We start from the raw sequence: 25,619 nt of genomic DNA, 5'->3' as shown, positions 1-25,619 counted from the left end.
TTGATTTGCGGTCCAGCGGAAGTTTTCGCCGCCGTCTGACCGGTGGAGGCTGGGCGCGCGAATGACCGAGCTGGGCGCAGAGCAGAAGAGCACGGGGCAAGCTGTGGCCGCTCGGCTGTGGCACAGCCGCTGGCTGCTTGCGGCCGGTGTCGTGGCGGTTCTGATCGCCTTTGGCTTCGCGGGCTTTTCCGCCTACGTGCTGGTGCCGGCGCTGCTCCTGCTGCCGGCCGCGGCAATATTGCCGGTCACCGGCGCCCGCCATTCCGCGGGGAACGCCGCGGCGATCGAGGCGATTGGCTTGCAGCGCCTGTCCGGTGAATATCTGGCGGCCGCCGTGGCCGACCCGCTGATCATCTTCGACCACGCCGCCACCATCGTCCACGCCAACGCCGCCGCCTTTGCCGCCTTTGGCGGCATCGCGCCCGGCATATCGCTGCCGCTGAAATTCCGGGCGCCGGAAATGCAGGCGCTGCTGGACAGTGTGCTGTCGGGCACTGTCGCCTCGGATGTCGTCGACTACACGGAGAAACTGCCTGTCGAACGGGCCTACCGGGTCAGCGCATCCTCGGTCGGGCATGGCACCGATCTTTATGTGCTGGTTTTCAAGGACCAGAGCGAGGCGCGGCGTATCGACCGCATGCGCGCCGACTTCATCGCCAATGCCAGTCACGAATTGCGCACCCCGCTGGCTTCGATCGCGGGCTTCATCGAAACGCTGCGCGGACCGGCCCGCAACGATCCGGCGGCGCGCGAGCAGTTCCTCCAGATCATGCAGAACCAGACCGGCCGCATGGCCCGCCTGATCGACGACCTCCTGTCTCTGTCGCGATTGGAGATGAAGCCCTATCTCAAGCCGGGAACCGAAGTCGATCTGCGCCAGACCGTCGACAGCGTCATCGATTCGCTCGGCCCGCTCGCCCGCGAAAACAATGTCGCCATCGAGCGCGATTTCGCCAAGGGGCCGCTCGATGTGCCGGGCGATCGCGACGAGCTGTTCCAGGTGTTCGAGAACCTTTTGGAAAATGCCTGCAAATACGGCCAGTCGGGCGGTCGTGTCGTGGTGTCGATCGCGCGCGGCGATGATGGTTCCGAACCCGGCATCGACGTCACCATCAGGGATTTTGGTCCCGGCATCCCCGAGGAGCACATACCGCGCATCACCGAGCGCTTCTATCGTATCGATGTCGAGACCAGCCGGACCCAGAAGGGCACGGGGCTTGGCCTGTCGATCGTCAAGCACATCCTGACACGTCACAACGCCAGGCTGACGATCAGGTCCGAGGTCGGCAAGGGCGCCGCCTTCTCGGTCCATTTGCCGGCGCACTGATACTGCCCTAGTTTTCCACGGGGCCGTTTCTTTTTTCTGTCATCCCGTTAGCGTATCAGCGGGGATTCGAGGAAACGACTCAAAGACAAGATCCCGTGGGAAGGCATTTCATCCATGCAGTCCGTTCACATTGTCAGCGCCTATGACGAGGAACTGAAATATCTTTCGAAGCGCATCGCCGCGATGGGTGGGCACGCCGAGCGCATGGTCGAGCAGGCGGTCGCCGCCCTGGTCAATGCCGATCCGGGGCTGGCTCAGAAGGTCATCCGAGACGACGCCGTCCTGGACGAGGGACAGCGTGAGATCGACGACAAGGCGATCATCATTATCGCCAGGCGTCAGCCTATGGCGACTGACCTGCGCGAGATCGTCGGCGCCATCCGCATTTCGGCCGACCTCGAGCGCGTCGGCGACCTCGGCAAGAACGTCGCCAAGCGGGTGGTTGCCGTTACCGACGGCCGGCAGCCGACCAGCCTGTTTCGCGGCCTGGAGGCTCTGGCCAATTTGGCGCTGACCCAGCTGAAGGAAGTCCTCGACGTCTATGCATCGCGCTCAGTCGACAAGATCGGCTTCGTGCGCGACCGTGACGACCAGATCGATGCCATGTACACGTCGCTGTTTCGCGAATTGCTGACCTACATGATGGAAGATCCGCGCAACATCACGCCCTGTACGCATCTGCTGTTCTGCGCCAAGAATATCGAGCGGATCGGCGATCACGCCACCAACATCGCCGAGACCATCTACTATATCGTCACCGGCGACCAGATGCCCGCCGACCGGCCGAAAGGCGACAAGACCGACAAGATCGGCCTCCCCGAGGCGCTGCCGGTGAAGTGAACGCACGTCCTCTCGAACGCTTGATCATATTGCGCTAGACTATCCCAAGATAAGCTTGCCGGTTCCCCAGGGAAGGCAACGCTTTCGGGAGGCTGCCATGGAATATGTCCGGGAGTTCAAGGCCTCGCCGCCGACATCGGGCATCATCGCCTGCGGTGTCTATACCGCCGGGCGCCGTATCGCCGATATTCCGATCGAGGAAGCGGGCGAATGGGCCAAGAAGTCGGGACATGTCGTCTGGATCGGGCTGCTTGAGCCTGACCGCGAACTTCTGCTGCGCGTCAAGGCGCAGTTTCATCTGCATGAACTGGCGATCGAGGATGCCGAGCATCCGCACCAGCGGCCAAAGATCGAGCAATATGGCGATGCGCTGTTCATCGTCGCCCGCACGGCGCAGCTGATCGACGGGCGCGTCACCTTCGGCGAGACACATCTGTTTGTCGGCTCAGGCTATATCGTCAGCGTCAGGCACGGTCCTTCGACATCCTATGCCGCCGTGCGGCAGCACTGGGAAAGCTGCCCGCACTCGCTGGCCAAGGGAGAGGATTTCGTCCTCTATGCCATTCTCGACTTCATCGTCGACAATTACATGCCCGTGCTCGAGCAGATCGAGGACGAGGTCGAGGCGATCGAGGACAAGGTCCTGCTGAAGCCAATGACCGGCCCCGACATCGAACGCCTTTACATGCTGCGCCGCGACCTCCTGCGCCTGCGCAACGCGGCATTGCCCCTGGTGGAAGTCTGTCGCCGGCTGACCAGCGCCGACCTGCCGCAGATCCATTCGGCCATGCACCCGCTGTTCCGCGACGTTACGGATCATATCCGTACCGTCCAGGAGAAGATCGACAGTCTGCGCGAGGTGCTGGCCTTTGCCTTCGAGGCCAGTCTTCTGGTCGGCCAAAGCCAGGAAACGGCGATCTCCAAGAAACTCGCTTCATGGGCGGCCATCCTGGCGGTGCCAACCGCATTCGCCGGCATCTACGGCATGAACTTCACCGACATGCCGGAGCTGAAGATGGAATATGGCTATCCGATGGTGCTGGCCACCATCGCGCTTATCTGCTGCTTCCTTTATTGGCGCTTCAGGAAGAACGGCTGGCTGTGAGGAAGTCGGTAGTCAGTAGTCAGTAGTCAGTAGTCGGTAGTCGGTAGTGGTTGGTGGGAGCGCTTGTTTCCTCACTACTCACCGCTTATCTATTCCGCCGCCGCTCCGCCGCCGGCTGGAACGCCACGCGGGCATGGTATTTACAGTAGGGACCGGTTTCAGCGGCTTCGTTGCCGCAGAAATTGAAGTCCTCCGAAAGTGGATCGCCGTTCGGCCATTTGCAGGTGCGCTCGGTCAGTTCGACGAGCTGCAGATGCCGTGAGATCGGCACTACGACGTTCTCGACCGGACGGATGTAGTGCCGCGCCACCGGTTCGGCGTCGAATTGCGTCTGAAGGGCCGTCGCGCCGATCGAAGTCGTGACGTGGCGTGCCGTGCTTGCGGCGCGCGCCACCGATTTCTGGACGGTCGATCCCTGCGTAGCCTTCTTCTGGCGCGCCGGCGTCGCTGTTGCGCGACCGCGACCCGACAGCTTCAGCCGGTGCACCTTGCCGATGACGGCATTGCGGCTGACCCCTCCAAGCTGCGCAGCAATCTGGCTTGCGCTCAGACCCTCCGACCACAGTTTTCTCAAGAGTTCTACCCGCTCGTCAGTCCAGTTCATGACCGCGCTCCTTATAAGCGTGCGGCAATCAGAATCCATTCCCGACCCAGCACCACTGCTGGGGCAGACACCACATATATCTGGTGATTAGGTCCGCCGCACGAAATCTAGTTATTTCTCGACTACAACTACTCTATGCGCTGACTCGGTGACAAGAGTCCCAAGTGCAACACGAATCGGTTTTTTCGGTTTTCCCCAACTTGCCCGGTCGCTCATGAGCCGGCGTTGCGTCGGGGAGCTTGCCGCGCGCCACTACGCGACGTTTTCGTTGACTTCATGGCCGAAAAACACGATAAGCCGCAGAAGGCCGCCGCTTTGGCGGCTTTTTTGATTTTCCGGTACCGGAGACGCATATAATGAGCGGTTCGGCGCTTTACGAGACCTTTGCTCGCGCACCCCTGGCCTTCGACCATGGGGAAGGCACTTGGCTGGTTACCGACAAGGGCGAGCGATATCTCGATTTCGCCGGCGGCATCGCGGTCAACTCGCTTGGCCACGGCCATCCGCATCTTGTCGCGGCCCTCACCGAACAGGCGGCGAAACTCTGGCACGTCTCCAATCTCTATGAGATTCCGGGGCAGAGCAGGCTTGGCGAGCGGCTGGCTGATGCCACCTTCGCCGACAAGGTATTCTTCACCAATTCCGGCGCCGAGGCGCTGGAATGCGCGATCAAGACGGCGCGGCGCTACCACTTCGTCAAGGGACATCCCGAGCGCTTCCGCATCATCACCTTCGAGGGCGCCTTCCATGGCCGCACGCTGGCGACCATCGCGGCAGGCGGCCAGTACAAATATCTCGAAGGCTTCGGACCCAAGGTCGAAGGCTTCGACCAGGTTGGCTTCGACGACATCGACGCCGCCGAGAAGGCGATCACGCCCGAGACCGCCGCGATCCTGATCGAGCCGGTGCAAGGCGAGGGCGGTATCCGCCCAGTACCGACACAGTCGCTCAAGCGGCTGCGGCAGCTCTGCGAACAGCACGGCCTGTTGTTGATATACGACGAGGTCCAGTGCGGCATTGGCCGTACCGGCAAGCTGTTCGCGCATGAGTGGTCCGCGGTGACGCCCGACATCATGGCAATCGCCAAGGGCATTGGCGGCGGCTTCCCGATGGGCGCCTGCCTTGCCACCGACGGGGCGGCCGTCGGCATGACCGCCGGCGTGCACGGCACCACATTCGGCGGCAATCCGCTGGCAATGGCGGTCGGCAACGCCGTGCTTGACGTCGTTCTGGAAGACGGCTTCCTGGAGGATGTCCAGCGCAAGGCGCTGCTGATGAAGCAGGGGCTAGCCTCGATAGCCGACGAATTCCCCGAAATTGTAGAGGATATCAGGGGCACCGGGCTGATGCTCGGCCTCAAATGCGCGATGCCCAACGGCAAGGTGAACATGGCGCTGCGCGACCAGCATTTGCTGGCGGTTCCGGCCGGCGACAACGTCATTCGCCTGCTGCCACCGCTCACCGTCACCGACGCCGAGATTCACGAAGCGCTCAACCGCATCCGCGCCGGCGCCAAGGGCCTGTCGGAGGCGATCGCCTCCGCCGCCGCGAAGTAATCCGGAACCATTCCTGATGTCAGTTCGCCATTTCACCGATCTTTCCACCGTTTCCGAAGGCGATTTGCGCTTCATGCTGGATGATGCGGTGACGCGAAAGGCGCGTCTCAAGGCCGGCGAGCGGAGCAAGCCGCTCGAAGGCAAGGTGCTGGCCATGATCTTCGACAAGCCGTCGACGCGCACGCGCGTTTCTTTCGACGTCGGCATGCGCCAGCTCGGCGGCGAGACCATCATGCTGACCGGCACCGAGATGCAGCTCGGCCGCTCCGAGACAATCGCCGACACCGCCAAGGTGCTGTCGCGCTACGTCGATGCGATCATGATCCGCACCACTTCGCATGAGCGGCTGCTGGAGCTGACCGAGAATGCCACCGTTCCGGTGATCAACGGGCTGACCGACGACACCCATCCCTGCCAGCTGATGGCCGACATCATGACCTTCGAGGAGCATCGCGGTCCGGTGGCCGGCAAGACGATTGCCTGGACCGGCGACGGCAACAATGTGCTGCACTCGCTGCTCGAGGCCTCGGCACGGTTCCGCTTCAATCTCAACGTCGCTGTGCCCGAAGGCAGCGAACCGGCGCAGAAGCATGTCGACTGGTCCAAGGCGCATGGCGGCAAGCTGCATTTCACCCGCTCGCCCGAGGAAGCCGTCGACCAGGCCGACTGCATCGTCACCGATTGCTGGGTGTCGATGGGGCAGGAACACCGTGCTCGCGGGCACAATGTCTTCTCGCCCTATCAGGTCAACGCGGCGCTGATGGCCAAGGCCAAGCCGGATGCATTGTTCATGCACTGCCTGCCGGCCCATCGCGGCGAGGAAGTGACCGACGAGGTCATCGACGGGCCGCATTCGGTGGTCTTCGACGAGGCCGAGAACCGGCTCCATGCCCAGAAGGCAGTGCTTGCCTGGTGCCTCGGTGCTTGAAGTGTCTTGGTGCTTGAAGTGTCTTGGGGCTTGAAGTGTCTTGGGCGCCCGAAATGCCCAGGCGCCTGAAATGCCCAGGCGCTTGATCTGCGGCGGCGCGATGCCTATCTGCGCCGCATCACGCAAATCAAGCGCGTTTGGACGCATGTGCCCACCAGGGCCGCATGGCCGCGCCCTGGAGCTTTGTCATGTTGGAAAGCCATCAAGTGACTGAACATCACCCCAAACTCGGCGAGTTCGGCTACGCCGGCGACGATCACGTCGTTCCCTTCGAGGTCGGTCCGCTCGACGTGCGCGGCCGCACGGTCCAGCTTGGGCCGATGCTCGACGCCATCCTTGGCCGCCACGATTATCCCGAGCCGGTCGCCCGCCTGCTGGCGGAAGCCTGTGTGCTGACCGTTCTGCTCGGCACCTCGCTCAAATTCGAAGGCAAGTTCATCCTGCAGACCCGCACCGACGGGCCTGTCGACATGCTGGTCGCGGACTTCTCCACGCCCTCGGCACTGCGTGCCTATGCACGCTTCGATGCGGATCGGCTCGAAGCACTGGTCGCGGCAGGCGAGACGTCCCAGCAGACGCTGCTTGGCAGCGGCGTGCTGGCGCTGACCATCGACCAGGGCGCCCATACGCAGCGTTATCAAGGCATCGTCCAGCTCGACGGCGAAACGCTGGAAGACGCGGCGCGCACCTATTTCCGTCAGTCGGAACAGATCCCGACCGACATCAGGCTCTCGGTCGCCAAGCTGCTGACGCCCGGGATCGGCGGCGCGCGCGAGCAATGGCGCGCCGGCGGCATCCTGGCGCAGTTCCTGCCGCAATCGCCCGAGCGCATGCGCATTCCGGACCTGCCGGGTGGGGACGGCGATCCGCGCGAGGAAGTCCACGATCCGGCCGATAATTCCTGGCAGGAACTCCTGGCCTTGCTCGGCACCATCGAGCCGACCGAATTGATCGACCCGACCATAGGCGCCGAGCGGCTGCTCTATCGTCTGTTCCACGAGCATGGCGTGCGCGTCTTCGGCGGCGTTCCCGTGGCCGACCAGTGCTCATGCTCCCGCGACAAGATCCGTGGCATCCTCGAAGGCTTCTCAGCGCAAGAGATCAAGGACAGCACCGAGGATGGCGGCATCCATGTCGCCTGCGAATTCTGCTCGACGCAGTACGACTTCGATCCGGCCGAGTTTGCGGCTCAGTAAAGCCTTTCCTTCTCCCCGTTCCGCGGGGAGAAGGTGCCCGAAGGGCGGCTGAGGGGCGGCGCGACCGTCGGCGCTCAGTTCACTGTGCGCCTTGTCCCCGGCAGATCGAGCGAGAAGGCTGGGATGGCGATGTCGAACGTCTCGCCGCGCTTGTTGCGCATCGTGTAGCGTCCGACCATGATCCCGGAGGGTGTCGAGAGCGGGCAGCCGGACGTGTACTGATAGCTGTCGCCGGGATTGAGTTCCGGCTGGTCGCCGACAACGCCCGGCCCGCGGACCTCCTCGATCCGGCCGGCACCATCGGTGATGTGCCAATAGCGCGACAGAAGCTGCACGAACTCGTCAGACTGGTTGTCGATCGTTATCTGATAGCCCCAGACGTAGCGGTTCTCCTGGGGATCCGAACGATCCTCCAGATAGAATGGCCTGACCTGCACTTCGATGTTGCGCGTCACGGCGCGGTACATGAGCGGCTCCAAAACAATCCGACGACTTTCGACGCTCGCGGTGAGCAGGTCAACGTGCGCGTCTTGTCGCGCCTGGGATTGAAACGCAGGTGCCGGCAAAGAATGTCATTTAAGTGACACACGACAATGGTGGTGTGCGCGAACCGGGCGACTCGGCCCTCTGTCGAACTGTTGAAAACGGCCGCGACGCGGGCCGACTTCCGGAGTGACCAGATCTCGATGGAACTCACTCTCATATCCGCCTCGCTTTCGACCGCACTCATCCTCTCAAACGCTGCCAGCATCCTGCTTGCCGCTTCACAGCTGAAACGGCGCACCACGATCGCCCCGCCGGCGGGCAGATCGCCGGCGGTGTCGATTGTCGTCCCGTCGCGCGGCGCCGAGCCATTCACACATGAGACGCTGGAACGCGCCTTCGCGCTCGACTGGCCACGCTACGAACTGATCTTCTGCGTCGCCCATGCCGACGACCCGGTGGTCAAACTGATAAACAGGGCGATTGCCCGGTTTCCGCAGGTGCCGGCCCGGCTGTTGATCGGCGACGACCGTGTCAGTGCCAATCCAAAGCTCAACAATTGCGTCAAAGGCTGGGAAGCGGCGCGCCACGACTGGATCATTCTTGCCGATTCCAACGTTCTGATGCCGAGGGACTATGTCGAGCACATGATGGCGGCGTGGCAGCACGGTACCGGCCTTGTCTGCTCGACGCCGATCGGCTCCAGGCCAGATGGTTTCTGGGCCGATGTCGAATGCGCCTTCCTCAACACATTGCAGGCCCGCTGGCAGTATGCCGGCGCGGCGCTCGGCCTCGGCTTCGCGCAGGGCAAGAGCATGCTGTGGAACAAGCCGATGCTGGACGCCAATGGCGGCATACGCGCGCTGGCCGCCGAGATCGCCGAGGACGCCGCCGCAACCAAGCTGGTGAACGGCCTCGGCCTGCGTGTCAACCTCGTTGCCGCCCCCTTCGAGCAGCCGCTCGGCCAGCGCACGTTTGGCGAGATCTGGTCGCGCCAGGCCCGCTGGGCGCGCCTGCGCCGCGTCACTTTCCCGCTGTTCTTCGCGCCCGAGATCCTGACTGGTGCGGCGGTCCCGCTGGTTCTTGCGCTGATTGCCGCGGCGAGCGCCGGCATTAGTCTCTGGGCGACCGCGATTGCCGTGCTGGCGGCGTTCTATCTTCCGGAATGCGCTCTGGCCCTGGCCAAGGGTTGGCACGTCTCGACGCGCATGATCGCGGCGACGGTCGCGCGGGACGTCATGCTCCCGGCCATCTGGGCGCGCGGCTGGCTCGGCGGCGCCGTCGATTGGCGCGGCAACGCCATGACCATCCGCACCAAGACGGCGGAACTGGAGGAGACGCCATCGAGCGCTTGATCGCTGCTGACGACGCTGCCTGGACGAAACCTATTTGGCGGCCTTCAAGGCTTGCGCGATATCTTCCAGCAGGTCGTCCGTATCCTCCAGGCCGACCGACAGCCTGAGCGTACCGGGCCCGATGCCGAGTTCGGCGCGGGCCTCGTCGCTGAGGTTCTTGTGGGTGGTCGTCGCCGGATGGGTGATCAGGCTCTTGGCGTCGCCGAGATTGTTCGAGATCAGCACGATGTCGAGGGCGTTCTGCAGGGCGAAGGCCGCCGGCTTGCCGCCCTTGACGTCGAGGCAGATCAGCGTCGAGCCACCCGACATCTGCTTCTTGACGATATCGGCCTGCGGGTGGTCGGCACGGCCGGGATAGATGACGCGGGCGATCTGCGGCTGCCCGGCCAGGAAGTCGGCGATCCTGCCGGCGCTCTCGGTCTGCTGGCGCACGCGCAGCGGCAAGGTTTCCAGGCCCTTCAGCAGCGTCCAGGCGTTGAACGGCGACAGGCTGGGACCGGTGTGGCGGAAATAGTCGTGCAGGTTCTCGTCAATCCACTTCTTGTCCGACAGGATGACGCCGCCCAGGCAGCGGCCCTGGCCGTCAATGTGCTTGGTGGCCGAGTAGACGACGATGTGCGCACCAAGCTGCAACGGCTTCTGTTGCAGCGGCGTGGCAAAAACATTGTCGACGACCAGCCGCGCGCCGATCGAATTGGCAAGCGAGGCGACGGCGGCGATGTCGACGACCTCGAGCGTCGGGTTGGTCGGACTTTCCAGGAAGAACAGCTTGGTGTTCGGCCTGACCGCCTTTTCCCAATTGGCGATCTCGGTGCCGTCGACCAAGGTTGCCTCGATGCCATAGCGCGGCGCCAGCGTCTCGACCACCCAGCGGCAGGAGCCGAACAGCGCGCGCGCGGCCACGATGTGGTCGCCGGCCTTGACGCTGCACAGAAGGGCAGCCGTCACCGCCGCCATGCCCGACGCCGTGGCGCGCGCGTCTTCGGCGCCTTCAAGCGCGCACATGCGCTTTTCGAACATGTCGACGGTCGGGTTGGCGTAGCGCGAATAGATGAAACCAGGCTCTTCGCCCTTGAAGCGGGCCTCGGCGGCCTGCGCCGTCTGATAGACATAACCCTGGGTCAGGTACATCGCCTCGGAGGTTTCGCCGAAGCCGGAACGCAGGGTTCCGCCATGCACGAGTGCCGTCTGAGGTTTCCAGTTGCGCTTCTTGGTGCTCATCGCTTTGTTCCAGACACAAAAAAACCGGCCGCGAAAGTCGCAACCGGTCCATACGGCCTTGCGGCCCGACGGTCCTTTAGCGACTTGTTTAACGTGGCTGCAAGCCGACCGGCCAAATCACCACGGGATAACGACCCTTTAGACCCGCGCCACGCTTGCGTCAATTGCCGGCTTCATTAAGACGTTTGTACCAAGGCAGGTTCCGCAGAAGTGCCCGGCGGTTTTGCGGCAAGAACCTGCAACAAACAAGAACCTGCAACGAAAGAGACCAGTCTTGGGGCGGAGCCAGACTTTGCGGCAGACAGGCATTCTTCCCGATCAGGACATTTCGGCGCTGTTCCGGTCCGGCGCGCTGAAGTCGCCGCGCGCGCTCGATGCCGACCAGATCCAGCCGGCAAGCCTTGATCTCAGATTGGGCGAAAGGGCCTGGCGGGTTCGCGCCTCGTTCCTGCCCGGTCCCAACCACAAGGTGTCGGAAAAGCTCGATCGGCTGCAACTGCACGAGATCAGTCTGACCGAAGGCGCGGTCCTCGAAACCGGCTGCGTCTATATTGTGCCGCTGCTCGAAAGTCTGGCCCTGCCGGCTGACATTTCGGCCTCGGCCAATCCCAAGAGCTCGACCGGGCGGCTCGACATCTTCACCCGCGTCATGACCGATCGGGGCCACGAGTTCGATAAGATCGCCGCCGGCTACAACGGTCCGCTCTATCTCGAGGTCAGCCCGCGCACCTTTCCGATCATCGCGCGCACGGGTTCGCGCCTGTCTCAAATCCGCTTTCGCACCGGCAACGCGCTGCTTTCGGAAGCCGAGTTGCATGAGCTGCATCGTGCCGAGATGCTGGTCGCCACGGAGCCGCCGAACATTTCCGGCGGCGGCATCGCGCTGTCGATCGACCTCAATGGCGACAAGGATGGGTTGGTCGGCTATCGCGGCAAGCACCACACCGGCCTCGTCGATGTCGACAAGCGCGCCGCGCAGGATGTCCTCGACTTCTGGGAGCCGATCCACAAGAGCCGCGCCGGCGAACTGGTGCTCGATCCCGACGAGTTCTACATCCTCGTCAGCCAGGAGGCGGTGCATGTGCCGCCGCTCTACGCCGCCGAGATGACGCCGTTCGATCCGCTGGTCGGCGAGTTTCGCGTCCACTATGCCGGCTTTTTCGATCCGGGTTTCGGCCATTCGGCGGCCGGCGGCACCGGCAGCCGGGCGGTGCTCGAAGTACGCAGCCACGAAGTGCCGTTCATTCTCGACCACGGCCAGATCGTCGGCCGGCTGGTCTACGAGCATATGCTGAAGCGACCGCAGGCGCTCTACGGCACCGATCTCGGCTCGAACTACCAGGCGCAGGGCCTGAAGCTGTCAAAGCATTTCCGCGCCGTGCGCTAAGGTTGAAGCTGCCGACCTCGCTCTTGTGGGAGAGATGCCCGGCAGGGACGTGACGGAAACCTATTGCTAGATCGGCGGGACAGCGCCCCGCTCTGGCTTGCCAGCCATTCCCCACGAGAGGGAATCACGCGCTCATGGCTTCAAAGCGCCTTCACCGACACCTTCACCGGCTTTTCGATCTCGAGCGGGTTGCGCAGCGGCAGTCCGAAATCCCCGGCCTCGATCTCGAACACGTCGCCGGCTTCCGTCTTGATGCCGTCGGCGAAGGATAGCGTCGCGGTGCCGAACATATGCACATGCACGTCGCCAGGCTGGCGGAAGGCCGAATATTTGAAGTGGTGGTGTTCGAGATTGGCGATGGTGTGGGACATGTTCGTTTCACCCGACAGGAAGGGCTTTTCCCACAATGCCTTGCCGTCGCGCAGGATGCGCGACGTGCCGCGGATGTCCGAAGGCAGGTCTCCGATCAGGATCTCCGGGCCGAAGGAGGCATTGCGCAGCTTGGAGTGGGCGAGGAAGAGATAGTTCACGCGCTCGGTCACATGGTCCGAGAATTCGTTCGACAAGGTGAAGCCGACGCGGAACGGCGCCCCGTCATCGCCGATGACATAGATCCCGGCGACCTCGGGTTCCTCGCCGGCATCCTTGGCAAAGGCCGGCGACATGAGCGCCGCGCCAGGCGCGACCGCCATGGTCCCGTTGCCCTTGTAGAACCATTCCGGCTGCACGCCGACCTGGCCTTTCGCGGGCTTGCCGCCTTCCAGTCCCATGCGGAACATCTTCATGGAATCGGTAAGTTGCTCCTCGCCGTCGGTGCTGAGCTTCTTGTGCATGGAATCGCGCGTCGCCGCCGACCCCAGATGCGTCAGCCCGGTGCCGGTCAGGTGCAGATGCGCCGGGTCGGGGTGATTGATCGGCGACAGCAGGCGCCCCCTTTTGTAGGCGGCGTCGAGATCGATCGTCTCGCCAAGCCCCTTGCGTTCGATCAGGGCGGCCAGGCCGACGCCGGTGCGGGCAGCCTCCATCGCCAGCGAATAGACGCTGCGCGCCCCGTTGATGATCCGGGTCTTCCCGCCGCTGCGGGCAACGACACGGATCGTCTCGGCGTCGTCGAGAATCTGCGAGATCAGCATGATCAGTCCTCTCTCATTTATCTGTATCCGGCTGCCAATGGGCAAATCCTGACCGGCGCGGCGCGGAAACGCGCCACGGTTGAAACGCTTCGTCCGGATTGCGTTCGCGAGCCTGGTCCTTCCCCGGACTTCTTGGTGCCGACGGGCTGCCGGCAGCTTCGCGATCTAGAACCCGTATGCCTCCTAGTCCTCGCCCCAGCCCTCAAGCCTTGTTCTTGTTGTAGACGTCGAAGATCACGGCCCCGAGCAGCACCAGGCCCTTGACCACCTGCTGCCAGTCGACATTGACGCCCATGATCGACATGCCGTTGTTCATCACGCCCATGATGAAGCCGCCGACCACCGCGCCGATGACCTGGCCGACGCCGCCCATCGCCGAGGCGCCGCCGATGAAGACGGCCGCGATCACGTCGAGCTCGCTGCCGAGGCCGGCCGCCGGCACGGCCTGGCCGAGACGTGCGGCGATGATCAGCCCGCCGAGCGCCGACAGAACGCCCATATTGACGAACACCCAGAGCGTCAGCCTTTCGGTGTTGATGCCCGACAGTTGCGCCGCCTTGGCGTTGCCTCCCATGGCGTAGATGCGGCGGCCGATGGTCATGCGCTTGGTGACGAAGACGAACAGCGAGATCAGCACGCCCATCACCAGGAGCACGATCGGCAGGCCCCGATAGGTCGCGAACTGGAAGATCAGGAAGAGCGCCAGCGCGCTGCCGACCAGGGTCTTGATGACGAACAGGGTGAAAGGCTCGGCCTCATAACCGTGGAGTTCGCGCTTGCGTCGCGTCCTGAAGCCGAAATAGGCGTAGGCGAGCACCGCGATCAGGCCCAGCACGACTGTCGTCATGTGAAGCGTCAGGCCACTGCCCAAAACGGTCTTGCCGGCCGCGTTCACCGTCGGCGGGATCAGGGTCAGCGGACCGATGACATCGGGGATGAAACCGGAACTCAGCGCCTTGAAACTGTCGGGAAGCGGGCCGACCGAGGAGCCGCCGCCAAGCAGCGCCTGGCAGATGCCGCGGAAGATCAGCATGCCGGCGAGCGTCACGATGAAGCTTGGTATGCGGTGATAGGCGATCCAGTATCCTTGCGCGCCACCGATCAACCCGCCGACGATGAGGCAGACGATCGAGACAACGAGCGGATTGCTGAATATGCCGAGCGGCCAGATGACCATCATCATGGCGGCAAGCGCGCCGATGAAGCCGGCGACCGATCCTACGCTGAGATCGATGTAGCCGGCGACGATGACCAGCAGCATGCCGAGCGCCATCACGATGATGAACGAGTTCTGCTGCACCAGGTTGCTGAGGTTGACCGGTTTGAACAGCGTTCCCGACGTCGTGTACTGGAAGAACAGCATGATGACGATCAGCGCGATGATCAGGCCGTATTCGCGCAGGTTCGTCGTCAGCGCCGAGACGGCGACGCGAGGACCCTGCTTGACGTCCTCGGCGGTGCCGCTTTGAGGTGCGGGAGCGCTGTCTGTGCTCATGATGCTTTTCCTTCTCCGCGAACAATGGCGCGCATGATTTTTTCCTGGCTGGCGTCGCTTGCCGCCATCTCGCCGACGATGCGTCCTTCGTTCATGACATAGATTCTGTCGGTGATGCCGAGCAATTCCGGCATTTCAGACGAGATGACGATGATCGCTTTGCCCTCGGCAGCAAGGCGAGCGATGATTGTATAGATTTCGTACTTGGCGCCGACGTCGATGCCGCGCGTCGGCTCATCGAGGATCAGGACTTCCGGGTCGGCGAACAGCCATTTCGACAGCACCACCTTCTGCTGGTTGCCGCCAGAGAGGTTGCCGGTCAGCTGATAGACGCTGGAGGCGCGGATATTGGTCTTCTTGCGATAGTCGTTGGCGACGCTCATTTCGCGCATATCGTCGATCACGCCGCCACTGGAAACGCCGCCGAGGTTGGCCAGCGTCACATTGTGCTTGATATGGTCGATGAGGTTCAGCCCGTAGGTCTTGCGGTCCTCGGTGACATAGGCGATGCCGTTCTGCACGGCCTTGCCCACTGTGGAAAGGTCCACGGGCTTGCCGTTGAGCAGCACCTCGCCGCTGATGCGCCGGCCATAGGAGCGGCCGAACAGGCTCATGGCGAATTCGGTGCGACCGGCGCCCATCAGTCCCGCTATGCCGACAACTTCGCCCTTGCGCACCTTGAGGTCGATGCTCTTGATCACTTGCCGTTCGGCATGGATCGGGTGGTAGACGGACCAGTCCTTGACCTCGAAAATGACGTCGCCGATGCTAGGTTCGCGCGGCGGGTAGCGATCGTCGAGGGATCGGCCGACCATCGAGGTGATGATGCGGTCCTCGCTGATGTCCTTCCTCGGCAATGTCTCGATCGTGCGCCCGTCGCGGATCACCGTCACCTTGTCGGCGACGCGGTTCACCTCGTTGAGCTTGTGGGAAATCAGGATCGAGGTCATGCCCTGCCGCTTGAACTCGAGCAATAGATCGAGCAGCGCCTGGCTGTCCTTCTCGCTGAGCGATGCTGTCGGCTCGTCGAGGATCAGCAGCTTCACTTCCTTGCTGAGCGCCTTGGCGATCTCGACCAGCTGCTGCTTGCCGACGCCGATATGGGTGATCAGCGTCTTGGGGTCTTCCTTGAGCCCGACTTTCTTCAAAAGCTCGGCCGTGCGCGCCTCGTTGGCGTCCCAGTCGATGACGCCGTATCTGGCTTGCTCGTTGCCGAGGAAAATGTTCTCGGCGATCGACAGCATCGGCACCAGCGCGAGCTCCTGGTGGATGATGACGATGCCCTTGTGTTCGCTGTCATGAATGCCTTTGAACTGGCATTCCTGGCCCTGAAAGATGATCTGGCCATCATAGGTGCCGGAGGGATAGACGCCCGAAAGCACCTTCATCAGTGTCGATTTTCCGGCGCCGTTCTCGCCGACCACGGCATGGATTTCGCCTTCCTCGACGTGGAGGTTGACGTTCGACAGCGCCTTCACGCCGGGGAACGTCTTGGTGATGTCGCGCATCTCCAAAATCGTCGAGGTCATCAGGGCAAGCTCCTCCTAGACTTTCTTTCTTAGGCGATTCCTGACGGAAAACCGCTGCGCAATTTCCGGGAATGGCTCTAGGCCGGCAGAGACAATACCGGGGCCGCTTGTGAACGAAAAGGGGCCCTGCGTCGCGCAGGACCCCTGCCTTTGTAACCGGGATTACTTCAGGTCTTCGGCCTTGATGTAGCCGGAGTCGACGACCAGGGCCTGGTAGTTCGACTTGTCGACCTCATGCGGCGTCAGCAGGATCGAGGGAACCACCTTGACGTCGTTGTTGTAGGTCTTTTCGTCGAGGCCTTCCGGCTTGCCGCCGGAGAGCACCTTGTCGACCAGCTGCACCGTGGCCTTGGCCAGTTCGCGGGTGTCCTTGAACACGGTCGAGTACTGCTCGCCCGAGATGATCAGCTTGACCGAGGCGGTCTCGGCGTCCTGACCGGTCACGATCGGCCAGGGCTGTGCGTCGGTGCCGTAACCGACAGCGCGCAGCGAGGCGGTGATGCCGCGCGACAGGCCGTCATAGGGTGACAGAACGCCATCGACGCGGCTGCCGTCCGAGTAGTTGGCCGACAGAAGGTTGTCCATGCGCGCCTGGGCGGTGGCGGCGAGCCAGCGCAGCGTGCCGACCTTGTCCATGCCGGTCTGGCCGGACTTGATCTTGATCGAGCCGTCGTCGATCAGCGGCTGCAGGACGGAGATCGCGCCATTGTAGAAGAAGAAGGCGTTGTTGTCGTCGGGCGAGCCGCCGAACAGTTCGACGTTCCACGGCTTGGTGTTCGGGAAACGCTCCTTGAGGCCCTTGACCAGGGAATTTGCCTGGATCACGCCGACGCCGAAATTGTCGAAGGTGGTGTAATAGTCGACATTCTTGGTCTTCTTGATCAGGCGGTCATAAGCGACGACGACGACGCCCGCGTCGTTGGCCTTCTGCAGCGCATCCGACAGGGTGGTGCCGTCGATCGAGGCGATGATCAGCGCCTTCGGACCCTTGGTGATTTCGTTTTCCAGCTGGCTGAGCTGGTTGGGGATGTCGTCCTGCGCGTATTGCAGGTCGACAGTGTAGCCGAGCGCCTCGAGCTGGGATTTGACGGCGTCGCCGTCATTGATCCAGCGTTGCGAGGTCTTGGTCGGCATCAGCACGCCGACAAGACCCTTGTCGGCCGCGTGCGCCTGATAGGTCATGGCAGCGATGCCAAGGGCCGCCACGGCGGCCAGCGTCTTGATAATCTTCACATTACTCTCCCTGGTTGATGGACGCGACACCTCGGGGCTTCGCGGGCCGCGCAGCCAGACAGGAGCGCAAACGCGCCGCTGTCGGCATTATCGATCTCCGGTATCCTCCCAATCGGCTCCGCGACGCAGTTTCAATCGATACGATTTTGATCGCCACCGACCCTTGCGTCCCGGAACGCGCGAAGGGTGGGTCCCTTTGCCATAACTGTCAAATGCGATCTTTGGTGGTTGCTATATCGAAACCGGTATGATCTAGCATCCGGAAAGCAATCGGCGAGAAAGCTGGAGATCATGGCGGCATTGCGCGATCCCGATGCGATTCCAGTAACTTACGAGAAGCTCCCGGGAGACGGTGAGACACTCCTGCGCAGTGGTTTGAGCTTGCGCCACATGCGCATGATCGCCGCCCTCGACGATCACGGACGGGTGAGCGCCGCGGCCCAGGTCATGAACATCTCCCAGCCGGCCGCTTCGCGCATGATTGCCGAGATGGAGGCGGTGCTCGACGTGAAGCTGTGCGAACGGCTGCCGCGCGGAGTGACCCTCACTCCCTATGGCCAGGCGCTTGCCAGGCGGGCCCGCTCGATCCTGCTCGAGATGCGCGAAGCCGACCGCGAGATTGCCGAGCTCAAGGCCGGCAAGGGCGGTTCGGTGTTCCTCGGCGCCGTGACCGCGCCGGCGATCGAATTGGCGGTGCCGGCGATCCGTGAAATCCGCCGCATCTACCCGCGCATCGAGATCACCATGCAGGTCGAGACGTCGAACGTGCTCGCCCGCGAGCTGATCGGCTCGCGCCACGACTTCATCATCGCCCGCATTCCCGACGACCTCAATCCACGACTGTTCGAATCCCGTGTGATCGGCGTCGAGAAGGCCTGCCTGATCGTGCGCCGCGGCCACCCGCTCGCCGGAGGCAATGTGGTGCGGCTGGAAGACACCGCTGCCTATGACTGGGTCTTCCAGTCGGGCGGTTCGCCCTTGCGTCAGGCGATGGAGAGCAACTTCCTGAACCGCAACATCGCGCTGCCGGACCGGATCTTGAACACCAGTTCGCTGCTGCTCACGCTGGTCATGGTCGCGCAATCCGATGCCATCGCGCCGGTCTCGGTGCAGGTGGCGAAGTTCATCCAGAACCCGGACGGGCTTGCCGGCGCCATTGATGTCGTCCAAACCGAATTCGACATCGAGGTCAGGCCTTACAGCCTGATCACCGTCAGGAATCGCGTACTGTCGCCGGCTGCCAAAATGCTGCATGATTTCATCCTGCGCGAAGTGGGGTGATGGAACGAGAACCGCTGCCGCGCGTTCAAACCGTTCGGCATGCGCGCTGGAGCCCGTTGCGGGCGAGGAAACGAGGTGTCGACGATTAACAACTCGGGAGGTTTTTATGGAACGTCGGTTGTTTCTTACTGGAATGCTTGGCCTCGCGGGGGCAGCGGCGTTTGCGAGCGTGGCCGGACCCGGCCGCGCGGTAGCCGGTGTTCCCCAGGGAAACGGAATTCTCGATGAACTGGACAAGCCGGATCCGGCTGTCTTCGAAGGGGATGAAGCGGTCGAGGTAGAGCAGGTCTCGCATCGCGACTGGCATTTTCGCCGCCATCATGGCCACGATGGCTACTGGCGTCGTCGCCACGGGCGTCGCCGCGGCTGGAGACGAGTTTGCCGCAGCTACTGGCGCCATGGCCGCCGCCGTACCCGCTGCTGGCGCGAGCGCGTCTGGCTCCGCGTATGGCTGTAATCTCTTCTTGCTGACGCTAAGCCGGCCACCGCAGGTGGCCGGCACCTGTGTTCAGTCTCTTCAAGTCCGGCGTTGATTACCCAACTGTAACGTGTTTGGGACTCGCACTTTTGCCTAGCTGCCGCCGAATCGGCGGAACCATATGAGCCTTTGTCCGTTGAAGCCTGTTTAAAGCGGAGCTTTGACCATGCCGAGGGACCACCAAGAAGAACGGCATTCTGCAATCAAGATCATGCGTGCCGCGGAGAAGCGGCACGCATGAAGGGCGTCGCCATACTGACCGAAGCCCGCAGCGGCTCCGAATGGCTTGGCAGTCTCACGAACAGCACGGGATTGTTGGGCAAGTCGGCCGAGTGGCTCGATACGGCCAATCTGGGGTGCAAGCCGAAATCCTTCGATGACCTGATGTCCGCCGTGATCGATCGCGGCGGAACCGCAAACGGCACGTTCGCCGTGAAACTGTTTCCGCGGCATCTTCACTGGTCGCAGGCCAGATATGGAGTTGACTTCCTCGCTGAATGCAGCCGGCGCCATGCCATGGGCTTGGTCCTGTTGGAGCGGCGGGACCGCCTTCGCCAGGCGATTTCCTATTGCCGGGCAAAGGCGTCGGGGCACTGGAAAAGTACGATGGACGGCGCCGATCTTCCGCGATACGACTTCGCCGGCATCTGCCAGGCCTATTTCCTGATCGAGCAGAGCTATGCCTTCTGGGAAGCTTACCTGCGGCTGGCCGACCTGGCATACGATCACTTTTTTTATGAGGATTTGTTGGACGATCCTCGGCCGTACGTTGCGTCGGTGGCCCGGCAGTTGTCGGTTGAAATGCCGGACGGAGAGTTCGAAACGAATTTACGCCTGCAGCGGGACGATCTCACCGAAGATTGGGCGGAGCGGTTCCGCAACGACGTCAAATCGGAAGACTTGCTGGCGCATCTGCCCAGGAAGGTGGCGCCGCGGAACATCAACAATCTCGCCCGGTTCCTCCTCAAGAAGCAGATGCTAACCGGACAGGCCTAGGCGAGTCCCGATAGTGCTGCCAATCGGACAGGGGCCGGGCTAGGCAATCGGCTTTTCGCATCAAGCTGGAGCGGGTAGCGGGAATCGAACCCGCGCGTTCAGCTTGGGAAGCTGACAGGCTACCATTACATCATACCCGCGCTGCAGCCTCGTTATCATGACGGCATGGCCTCGGGCAATCGCAAACCGGTCTCACAAGGCGGGCTTCGCCAGCTCACCGGTGACGGTCGGCGTTGGTTCCCTGGCCTTTGCGACTTCGCCGCCGGCGGCGAAGCTCGGCCAGTATTTCGAGATGGCCAGCGTCGCGCCGGCGGAAGAGAAATGGCCATAGTCGAAATAGAGAAACTGCTTGCTGCCGGCATCCGCATAGGAGCAACCGGTTGCGTCGCACAGATAGGTGAGCGGGTCGATGAAGGTCGCGCCGTTGGCGAAGAGTTGCACCTGCTTGTTGATGTCGGGATCCATGGCCATCGGCCAGGATGTATTCGCGGCGCCCTCGTGTTTTGCAAAGAAAGCGATCTTCTGGACGTCGGCGATGAACTCCGGAGACTGGCCGATGACATAGACCTTGACACCCATGTCGCGCAGCCGGTCGATCGTCGTCTGCAGGCCGTCGAAGCCCCTGGCCTGGTAGTCGGTCCATCGACCGCTCAGGATCACCGCCTGGATGTTGGCATCGCGGATGATCGACAGCGCCCGTTCGTTGAAGCGGGTGCAGGCCGGCCGGGCATAGGAAAAATAGCTCAGGTTGGGTGGGCAGCCGGCATAGGTATATTGGACGACGTTGGCCTGGATTTTCTGCGCGTTGGCTTCCAGGCCCGATACGTAGTGAGCCGCGAAGGAATCGCCCCACAGCAGCACATTGGTGGCAAAGCCGTGCGTGCGCGTGCAGTCGGCAAGGTTCCAATCCTCGATCCGGCTCGCACCCTCATTGAAGCAGACACCGTTGCGCCAGTCGCCCACCAGGATCCGTTGCGTCGAGAAATCCGGGAACCGCTGCGGAAAGCCCTTGCCCAGCACACCGGCCAGACCGCCGACACACAGCAGGGCGATCGCCGTCGCCGAAAAGGCGAAGATCGGCAACGGGGCGGTGAAGGCCCGCTTCCGCCGGAAAGGCTGCTCGACATATTTCCACGAGAAGGTCGCCAGGGCGACGCTGGCCACCGTCATCGCGACGATCATCGGCACCGAGATGGCCTTCAGCGAGAGGTAGTGGACGAAGGAGTTGATCGGCCAGTGAACAAGGTAGAGCGAATAGGAGATGAGGCCGATCCAGACCATCGGGGCGAACTGAAGCACACGCGTGGCGAGGGGCACGGGTCGGTTCGCATGGTTCTGGCCCGCATAGATCAGCAGGGCCGTTCCGACGCAGGGAAACAGGGCGTTATAGCCCGGAAACGGGTCGCTCTCCGAGATCGTCAGGAAGCCGAAGCCGAGCAGTGCAAAGCCGGCCAAGCCGATCAGTTCCGTTGCCGGCCGGCTGGCAAGTGGCGGCGGCCTTTTCAGCATCAGCATGGCGCCCAGCGCCAGTTCCCAGATGCGTGTCGGCAGCAGGTAGAAGCCGGCGGTCGGCGCCAGCGTGGTCGCCATCACCGCCAGGGCAAAACTGCCGATGGTGATGGGCAGAAGTATCGTCAGCCAGCGCTTCGAGGCATAGCGATAGATCAGATAAACCAGGATCGGCGCGAAGATGTAGTACTGTTCCTCGACCGAAAGCGACCATGTGTGCAGCAGCGGCCGCAGTTCGGCGTCGATCGAAAAATAGTTCGTCGTCTTCCAGAAATAGATGTTCGACCAGAAGGTCGAGGCAGCGATCACGCTGAGGCTGAACTCGTGCAGGTCCGACGGCAGGAGGATGAACCATGCCGCGATGCTTGCAAGCAGGATGACGAAGGTCAGCGCCGGCAGGATGCGCCGTGCGCGGCGCCAGTAGAAGCGGCCTATCGAAAACTGGCCGCGCTCGAGATCATCCAGCAAGCTGCCGCTGATCAGATAGCCCGATATGACAAAGAAAATATCGACGCCGGTGAATCCCCCTGGGATGGCGGACACGCCAAAATGAAAGAGCACCACGGGCAGCACGGCAACGGCCCGCAGGCCGTCGATGTCGCGCCTGTAGTTCATTCGGACAGTCCGCGGCTCGCGGCCCGCCGATCTCGTGCGAAGCATGCCACGCCGCTCATGCGACGATGCCTTGGTTGTGCGAAAAATCGTGACGCCGTGGGGTTCACAGGCTCTCCTCTGCGAAACGATTTTGCTGCACTGCAACATGAGTGTCAAGCCGGAACGCCATGCTTTGGACGCCGGCGCAGCCGGTTTGGAAGCGGCCGGTCAGGTTGCCGGCAGGTAGATCACGGCATGGTCATCGGCATAGGCCCGCTTCCAGCCCAACTCGGCGAAGAAGGGGATGCGGGTATCCGCGGCTGTAAGCAGTGCCCAGCCGATGGCGTATTTCTTCAACTGCGCCTCGAGCAGTGGTTTTCCGCCGGTCTGCCCCGTCGCCTCATCCGCTTTCGTGAACCCGCCCAGGAACAGCTGGTCCGTCCTGCCGTCGACATAGGTCTTGATGTCGTGGAAAATCAATGTGCCGCCGAAATTGTAGGAATTCAGCACATTGCCTGCGAGGTGGTGATCCCTGGCGAACGCAAGGGCGCCGCTGGCTGATGTCTTTGGGCTCGGCGCGACCTGGTAGGCGGCGTTGTTGAGCGCAAGCATCGCAACGACCAGCGACACCGCCGTCGCGCCGCGGAGCAGATGGAACCGGCTGGCGAAGAATTTTTCCAGTCCGTCGCGCTCTTCTTTCAGCCAGGCGCCTGCGGACAAGGCGGGATATTGGCGCGCGACCTCGACCGCGACCACCAGGGGAACAAGCAGGAAGAACAGATAGACGAACCGCAGATGCGAAAGGTAGACGTGCAAGGTGAAGACGATGAACAACGCCTTCGCCCAGCCGATCCGTAGCCTCGATGTCAGAAGCCCGAAAAAGGCCAGCAGTATCGCGGCTTCCTGGAGGACCTGTTCCTGGGCATTGAACGGCCGCCACTCCAGGATCAGCGGCACCGCCTCATTGCCATAGGCGACGGTGAGCGTGGCCAGGATGGCCTGCACGCCATAAGGGTGTATCAGGCTGACCAACGGACAGAGCAGGCCAAACGCCACCCACTTCGCCAAAAGTGCGGGTTTCGACAGGCCGGTGCGCGCCAGGAGATCGAGGCCGGCGAAGCCGGCGATGATGAAGCTCAGGGTGAACGTGGCATGCAGGTTCGCCCACAATACGACCAGGCCGAGCAGCCAGAGCGGCGGCGCCTTCTCGTCCTGCGCGGCACGAAACAGCATCGTCGTCCAGACGACGATGATCGGCAAGGTGAAGACGTGCGGGCGCGCCGTATAGATCGGGCTGATCAGGAACGCCGCGACGAATGCCAGCGCTACGGCCAGGACCGGTTTCAGGTGCGCGCTGAGGAACCATCCCGACAGGAAGACCGCGAGACAGATCGTGCCGATGATCAGCGTGACCACGCCGTTCCAGCCACCCGCGCTGTAGGCAAGGGCCAGCAGAACCTGCCCTAGCCATTCCTTGGCGATCCACGGTTGGCCGGCAAAGGTGTAGGAATAGGTGTCGACGGTCGGAAGCGTTCCGTTTGCCAGGAAATCCAGCCCCACCTTGACATGCCACCAGCTGTCGGGGTCCTGCAGGGTTGCGCTGGCAAAGGTTGCCAGAACCGTCGCCATGACACCGGCGCCGATCAGGCAGAATATCAGCCTGGCGCGCTGTGCGTCCTCGAGCGGCGAGAACACTGGAACGATTGCCTCGACCTTGTTCATGTCGCCGCTCCAGGGGATTTCATGTCGATCGCGACCAAGACAGTGTCCTTTGCCGCGCCGACGAAGACGAAACGGGCCGAGCCGAGATAGAAGAGGACCGAGTAGAGGCAGTTTCCCGCCAGGTGGACAAACGGATTTTCGACGATGCCGGCGGACATGGCGGCGACCACTATCGTCAGGTTTGCGGTATAAGCCACAACGAAGGCAAGCGCATACCGCACGGCCGTGCCGGAGCGAAAACCGCCCGCGCGGCCGAAGGTCCAGCGGCGGTTGAGGAAGAAGCCAAGGACAAGGCCGCCGGCATAGCCGGTCATGTTGGCGGCGATGTCGCCAAGGCCCAGCTTCAGCCCGGCCAGGATAAGACAATAGCCCAGCGCCGTGTTGAGCAGCCCGACCGCGCCAAACCGCAGCATCCGCGAAAAGCCGGCCGGAACAGCCGACCATATCCCGCCCATGGCGTGCCCGTTACCCACGGTCGACCCTACCTCAACGACGCGCCGCCCGTTTCACTATTTCCTGGAGGCGGTGGACCGGCAGGTCCTGGTCCTCGGCCGCCGCCTGGCTTCGTGAAACGATTTCGCTGACGAAATAAAGCGGTCGCCGCTTCGTCTCCATGTACATGCGGCCGAGATACTCGCCGAAAATGCCCAGCACCAGAAGCTGGACGCTGCCCAGGATAAGCATGATCGCGGCAAGGCTCGTCCAGCCCGGCAGAACATTGCCGATAGACCATTCGAACAGCGTATAGCCAAGCACGACCAGGCCGAGCAGGCCGAACATCATGCCCAGCAGCGAAGCGAAGCGCAAAGGCACGATCGAAAAGCTGGTCATGGCGTCGACCGCCAGAAGAACCATCTTCTTCAGCGGGTAGTGCGTTGCGCCGGCAAAGCGCCGCTGCCGTTCATAGGGAAAGGCGGCCTGCCTCAGCCCGATCCAGCTCACCATGCCGCGAATAAACCTGTAGCGTTCGGGCATCGCGATCAGATGGTCCAGCGCGCGCCGGCTCATCAGCCGGAAATCTCCGGAGTCCGGCGCGATCTCGACATCGACCATCCGGCCGAGCAGGCGGTAGAACATCGAGGCGGAGGCCAGCTTGAACCAGCTTTCGCCCTCCCGTTTTACCCTTTGGCCGTAGACCACGTCGAAGCCTTCATCCATCTTCGCCATCATCGCGCCAAGCAGTTCGGGCGGATCCTGAAGGTCGGCGTCGAGAATGAGGATGCGTTGGCCGCGGCAGAATTCCAGCCCGGCGCTCAAGGCGATCTGATGGCCGTAGTTGCGGGCAAGGTCGATGGCGACCACATGGTCGTCTTTTTCGGCCAGTTCGAAAACGGCCTCACGGGTTCCGTCGGTCGCTCCATCGATGACGAGCACGACCTCGTAGGAGAGGCTTTGCTCGAGGCATGCCGCGCTGACGCGTCGATGAAGCTCCGCCACGCCGTCGCGCTCATTGTAGCAAGGCACGACGACCGACAATATGGGTGCGCGGTGCGCGCCGATTTTTCCCGTTCCCACCAAAGCCTGGCTCCCGCTTTGGAATGGCAATAGCGGCAATTGGTTAGAAAACAGAAAACAGGTAAGCCGGGGTCGCGCGGCCGCCACGCTTTTGGCGGCGCCGATGGCACGTGTCACGAACGAACCGGCAGT

The 25,619-nt window shown here is 62.7% G+C and carries 22 protein-coding genes, 1 tRNA gene and 1 riboswitch; of the genes, 10 read left to right on the top strand and 13 right to left on the bottom strand.

The window, feature by feature from the left end; genetic code table 11:
* The first annotated feature begins 61 nt into the window (after positions 1–61).
* The 3 genes from LB516_RS01380 to LB516_RS01370 all read left to right on the top strand — a co-directional run bounded on the left by LB516_RS01380 (position 62) and on the right by LB516_RS01370 (position 3,272).
* On the top strand, positions 62–1,327 hold the full coding sequence (locus LB516_RS01380) for an ATP-binding protein (protein WP_015319296.1): 1,266 nt from the start codon (positions 62–64) through the stop codon (positions 1,325–1,327).
* A gap of 114 nt (positions 1,328–1,441) precedes the next feature.
* Positions 1,442–2,167, top strand: a complete 726-nt coding sequence (gene phoU / locus LB516_RS01375; RefSeq protein ID WP_015319295.1) for a phosphate signaling complex protein PhoU — start codon at positions 1,442–1,444, stop codon at positions 2,165–2,167.
* Between the two features lie 97 nt (positions 2,168–2,264).
* Entirely contained in the window at positions 2,265–3,272 is a 1,008-nt protein-coding gene (locus tag LB516_RS01370; RefSeq protein ID WP_224643240.1) for a magnesium and cobalt transport protein CorA, read from the top strand.
* An 85-nt stretch (positions 3,273–3,357) separates the two neighbouring features.
* Here the strand turns inward: LB516_RS01370 and LB516_RS01365 are convergent, their stop codons facing one another.
* Positions 3,358–3,876, bottom strand: coding sequence for a GcrA family cell cycle regulator (locus tag LB516_RS01365; RefSeq protein ID WP_140614743.1), 519 nt, complete (start codon positions 3,874–3,876; stop codon positions 3,358–3,360).
* A 356-nt stretch (positions 3,877–4,232) separates the two neighbouring features.
* Between LB516_RS01365 and LB516_RS01360 the strand changes: the two genes are divergently transcribed.
* The 3 genes from LB516_RS01360 to LB516_RS01350 all read left to right on the top strand — a co-directional run bounded on the left by LB516_RS01360 (position 4,233) and on the right by LB516_RS01350 (position 7,556).
* Positions 4,233–5,432 carry an aspartate aminotransferase family protein gene (locus tag LB516_RS01360; RefSeq protein ID WP_224524551.1) on the top strand — a complete coding sequence of 400 codons (1,200 nt, stop codon included), beginning with the start codon at positions 4,233–4,235 and terminating at the stop codon, positions 5,430–5,432.
* Positions 5,433–5,448: 16 nt separating this feature from the next.
* On the top strand, positions 5,449–6,360 hold the full coding sequence (gene argF, locus LB516_RS01355) for an ornithine carbamoyltransferase (protein WP_140660683.1): 912 nt from the start codon (positions 5,449–5,451) through the stop codon (positions 6,358–6,360).
* Between the two features lie 164 nt (positions 6,361–6,524).
* Positions 6,525–7,556 carry an Hsp33 family molecular chaperone gene (locus LB516_RS01350; RefSeq protein WP_140660684.1) on the top strand — a complete coding sequence of 344 codons (1,032 nt, stop codon included), beginning with the start codon at positions 6,525–6,527 and terminating at the stop codon, positions 7,554–7,556.
* Between the two features lie 74 nt (positions 7,557–7,630).
* Here LB516_RS01350 and apaG read toward each other — a convergent pair whose 3' ends face one another.
* A complete protein-coding gene (apaG, locus tag LB516_RS01345; RefSeq protein WP_224593639.1) occupies positions 7,631–8,023 on the bottom strand; it encodes a Co2+/Mg2+ efflux protein ApaG in 393 nt (130 codons plus the stop codon).
* 219 nt (positions 8,024–8,242) lie between these two features.
* Here apaG and LB516_RS01340 point away from each other — a divergent pair, with 219 nt between their 5' ends.
* The gene (locus LB516_RS01340) at positions 8,243–9,394 is read left to right on the top strand and encodes a ceramide glucosyltransferase (RefSeq protein ID WP_224718776.1); all 1,152 of its coding nucleotides are present in this window, start codon (positions 8,243–8,245) and stop codon (positions 9,392–9,394) included.
* Positions 9,395–9,424: 30 nt separating this feature from the next.
* Here LB516_RS01340 and LB516_RS01335 read toward each other — a convergent pair whose 3' ends face one another.
* Complete coding sequence (locus LB516_RS01335) at positions 9,425–10,615, bottom strand: O-succinylhomoserine sulfhydrylase (protein ID WP_015319287.1); 1,191 nt, start codon at positions 10,613–10,615, stop codon at positions 9,425–9,427.
* Positions 10,616–10,671: 56 nt separating this feature from the next.
* Positions 10,672–10,749: riboswitch (SAM riboswitch) on the bottom strand.
* A gap of 158 nt (positions 10,750–10,907) precedes the next feature.
* Between LB516_RS01335 and LB516_RS01330 the strand changes: the two genes are divergently transcribed.
* Positions 10,908–12,002 (top strand): 2'-deoxycytidine 5'-triphosphate deaminase, encoded by a 1,095-nt coding sequence (locus LB516_RS01330; protein WP_015319286.1) that lies wholly within the window; start codon positions 10,908–10,910, stop codon positions 12,000–12,002.
* A gap of 140 nt (positions 12,003–12,142) precedes the next feature.
* Here LB516_RS01330 and araD1 read toward each other — a convergent pair whose 3' ends face one another.
* The 4 genes from araD1 to chvE all read right to left on the bottom strand — a co-directional run bounded on the left by araD1 (position 12,143) and on the right by chvE (position 17,392).
* Positions 12,143–13,135: an AraD1 family protein gene (araD1, locus tag LB516_RS01325; RefSeq protein WP_015319285.1), complete on the bottom strand. Its 993-nt coding sequence runs from the start codon at positions 13,133–13,135 to the stop codon at positions 12,143–12,145.
* Positions 13,136–13,337: 202 nt separating this feature from the next.
* The gene (mmsB, locus tag LB516_RS01320) at positions 13,338–14,630 is read right to left on the bottom strand and encodes a multiple monosaccharide ABC transporter permease (protein WP_224588040.1); all 1,293 of its coding nucleotides are present in this window, start codon (positions 14,628–14,630) and stop codon (positions 13,338–13,340) included.
* The gene (gene mmsA, locus LB516_RS01315; protein ID WP_140660687.1) at positions 14,627–16,159 is read right to left on the bottom strand and encodes a multiple monosaccharide ABC transporter ATP-binding protein; all 1,533 of its coding nucleotides are present in this window, start codon (positions 16,157–16,159) and stop codon (positions 14,627–14,629) included. Before mmsA ends, mmsB begins: the two co-directional genes overlap by 4 nt.
* 162 nt (positions 16,160–16,321) lie before the next feature.
* The gene (chvE, locus tag LB516_RS01310; RefSeq protein ID WP_015319282.1) at positions 16,322–17,392 is read right to left on the bottom strand and encodes a multiple monosaccharide ABC transporter substrate-binding protein; all 1,071 of its coding nucleotides are present in this window, start codon (positions 17,390–17,392) and stop codon (positions 16,322–16,324) included.
* Positions 17,393–17,683: 291 nt separating this feature from the next.
* Between chvE and LB516_RS01305 the strand changes: the two genes are divergently transcribed.
* A complete protein-coding gene (locus tag LB516_RS01305; protein ID WP_224718775.1) occupies positions 17,684–18,673 on the top strand; it encodes a LysR family transcriptional regulator in 990 nt (329 codons plus the stop codon).
* An 85-nt stretch (positions 18,674–18,758) separates the two neighbouring features.
* Here the strand turns inward: LB516_RS01305 and LB516_RS01300 are convergent, their stop codons facing one another.
* On the bottom strand, positions 18,759–19,025 hold the full coding sequence (locus tag LB516_RS01300) for a hypothetical protein (RefSeq protein WP_181171003.1): 267 nt from the start codon (positions 19,023–19,025) through the stop codon (positions 18,759–18,761).
* Positions 19,026–19,388: 363 nt separating this feature from the next.
* Here LB516_RS01300 and LB516_RS01295 point away from each other — a divergent pair, with 363 nt between their 5' ends.
* Entirely contained in the window at positions 19,389–20,147 is a 759-nt protein-coding gene (locus LB516_RS01295) for a Stf0 family sulfotransferase (protein ID WP_224718774.1), read from the top strand.
* 66 nt (positions 20,148–20,213) lie between these two features.
* Here LB516_RS01295 and LB516_RS01290 read toward each other — a convergent pair.
* The 5 genes from LB516_RS01290 to LB516_RS01270 all read right to left on the bottom strand — a co-directional run bounded on the left by LB516_RS01290 (position 20,214) and on the right by LB516_RS01270 (position 25,487).
* Positions 20,214–20,287 (bottom strand) — tRNA-Gly (locus tag LB516_RS01290).
* Positions 20,288–20,339: 52 nt separating this feature from the next.
* The gene (locus LB516_RS01285) at positions 20,340–22,271 is read right to left on the bottom strand and encodes an acyltransferase family protein (protein ID WP_140660689.1); all 1,932 of its coding nucleotides are present in this window, start codon (positions 22,269–22,271) and stop codon (positions 20,340–20,342) included.
* A 207-nt stretch (positions 22,272–22,478) separates the two neighbouring features.
* Positions 22,479–23,972 carry a hypothetical protein gene (locus LB516_RS01280; protein ID WP_140878234.1) on the bottom strand — a complete coding sequence of 498 codons (1,494 nt, stop codon included), beginning with the start codon at positions 23,970–23,972 and terminating at the stop codon, positions 22,479–22,481.
* On the bottom strand, positions 23,969–24,445 hold the full coding sequence (locus LB516_RS01275) for a GtrA family protein (RefSeq protein WP_224588043.1): 477 nt from the start codon (positions 24,443–24,445) through the stop codon (positions 23,969–23,971). The genes LB516_RS01280 and LB516_RS01275 overlap by 4 nt, the downstream gene beginning before the upstream one ends.
* Before the next feature lie 13 nt (positions 24,446–24,458).
* Complete coding sequence (locus tag LB516_RS01270) at positions 24,459–25,487, bottom strand: glycosyltransferase family 2 protein (protein WP_224588045.1); 1,029 nt, start codon at positions 25,485–25,487, stop codon at positions 24,459–24,461.
* Positions 25,488–25,619 lie beyond the last annotated feature (132 nt).

Origin of the sequence: Mesorhizobium sp. CO1-1-7, assembly GCF_020164885.1 — a bacterium.
Lineage (GTDB): Bacteria > Pseudomonadota > Alphaproteobacteria > Rhizobiales > Rhizobiaceae > Mesorhizobium > Mesorhizobium australicum.
The sequence above is the reverse complement of the archived record's forward strand: the minus strand, read 5'-3'. Positions and strand labels throughout refer to the sequence as shown.

Bases quoted from the DNA above. Each gene is read 5' to 3' on its own strand.
- LB516_RS01380 (WP_015319296.1), top strand. From the start codon at position 62: ATGACCGAGCTGGGCGCAGAGCAGAAGAGCACGGGGCAAGCTGTGGCC.
- phoU (WP_015319295.1), top strand. From the start codon at position 1,442: ATGCAGTCCGTTCACATTGTCAGCGCCTATGACGAGGAACTGAAATAT.
- LB516_RS01370 (WP_224643240.1), top strand. From the start codon at position 2,265: ATGGAATATGTCCGGGAGTTCAAGGCCTCGCCGCCGACATCGGGCATC.
- LB516_RS01365 (WP_140614743.1), bottom strand. From the start codon at position 3,876: ATGAACTGGACTGACGAGCGGGTAGAACTCTTGAGAAAACTGTGGTCG.
- LB516_RS01360 (WP_224524551.1), top strand. From the start codon at position 4,233: ATGAGCGGTTCGGCGCTTTACGAGACCTTTGCTCGCGCACCCCTGGCC.
- argF (WP_140660683.1), top strand. From the start codon at position 5,449: ATGTCAGTTCGCCATTTCACCGATCTTTCCACCGTTTCCGAAGGCGAT.
- LB516_RS01350 (WP_140660684.1), top strand. From the start codon at position 6,525: ATGGCCGCGCCCTGGAGCTTTGTCATGTTGGAAAGCCATCAAGTGACT.
- apaG (WP_224593639.1), bottom strand. From the start codon at position 8,023: ATGTACCGCGCCGTGACGCGCAACATCGAAGTGCAGGTCAGGCCATTC.
- LB516_RS01340 (WP_224718776.1), top strand. From the start codon at position 8,243: ATGGAACTCACTCTCATATCCGCCTCGCTTTCGACCGCACTCATCCTC.
- LB516_RS01335 (WP_015319287.1), bottom strand. From the start codon at position 10,615: ATGAGCACCAAGAAGCGCAACTGGAAACCTCAGACGGCACTCGTGCAT.
- araD1 (WP_015319285.1), bottom strand. From the start codon at position 13,135: ATGCTGATCTCGCAGATTCTCGACGACGCCGAGACGATCCGTGTCGTT.
- mmsB (WP_224588040.1), bottom strand. From the start codon at position 14,630: ATGAGCACAGACAGCGCTCCCGCACCTCAAAGCGGCACCGCCGAGGAC.
- mmsA (WP_140660687.1), bottom strand. From the start codon at position 16,159: ATGACCTCGACGATTTTGGAGATGCGCGACATCACCAAGACGTTCCCC.
- LB516_RS01305 (WP_224718775.1), top strand. From the start codon at position 17,684: ATGGCGGCATTGCGCGATCCCGATGCGATTCCAGTAACTTACGAGAAG.
- LB516_RS01295 (WP_224718774.1), top strand. From the start codon at position 19,389: ATGAAGGGCGTCGCCATACTGACCGAAGCCCGCAGCGGCTCCGAATGG.
- LB516_RS01285 (WP_140660689.1), bottom strand. From the start codon at position 22,271: ATGAACTACAGGCGCGACATCGACGGCCTGCGGGCCGTTGCCGTGCTG.
- LB516_RS01280 (WP_140878234.1), bottom strand. From the start codon at position 23,972: ATGAACAAGGTCGAGGCAATCGTTCCAGTGTTCTCGCCGCTCGAGGAC.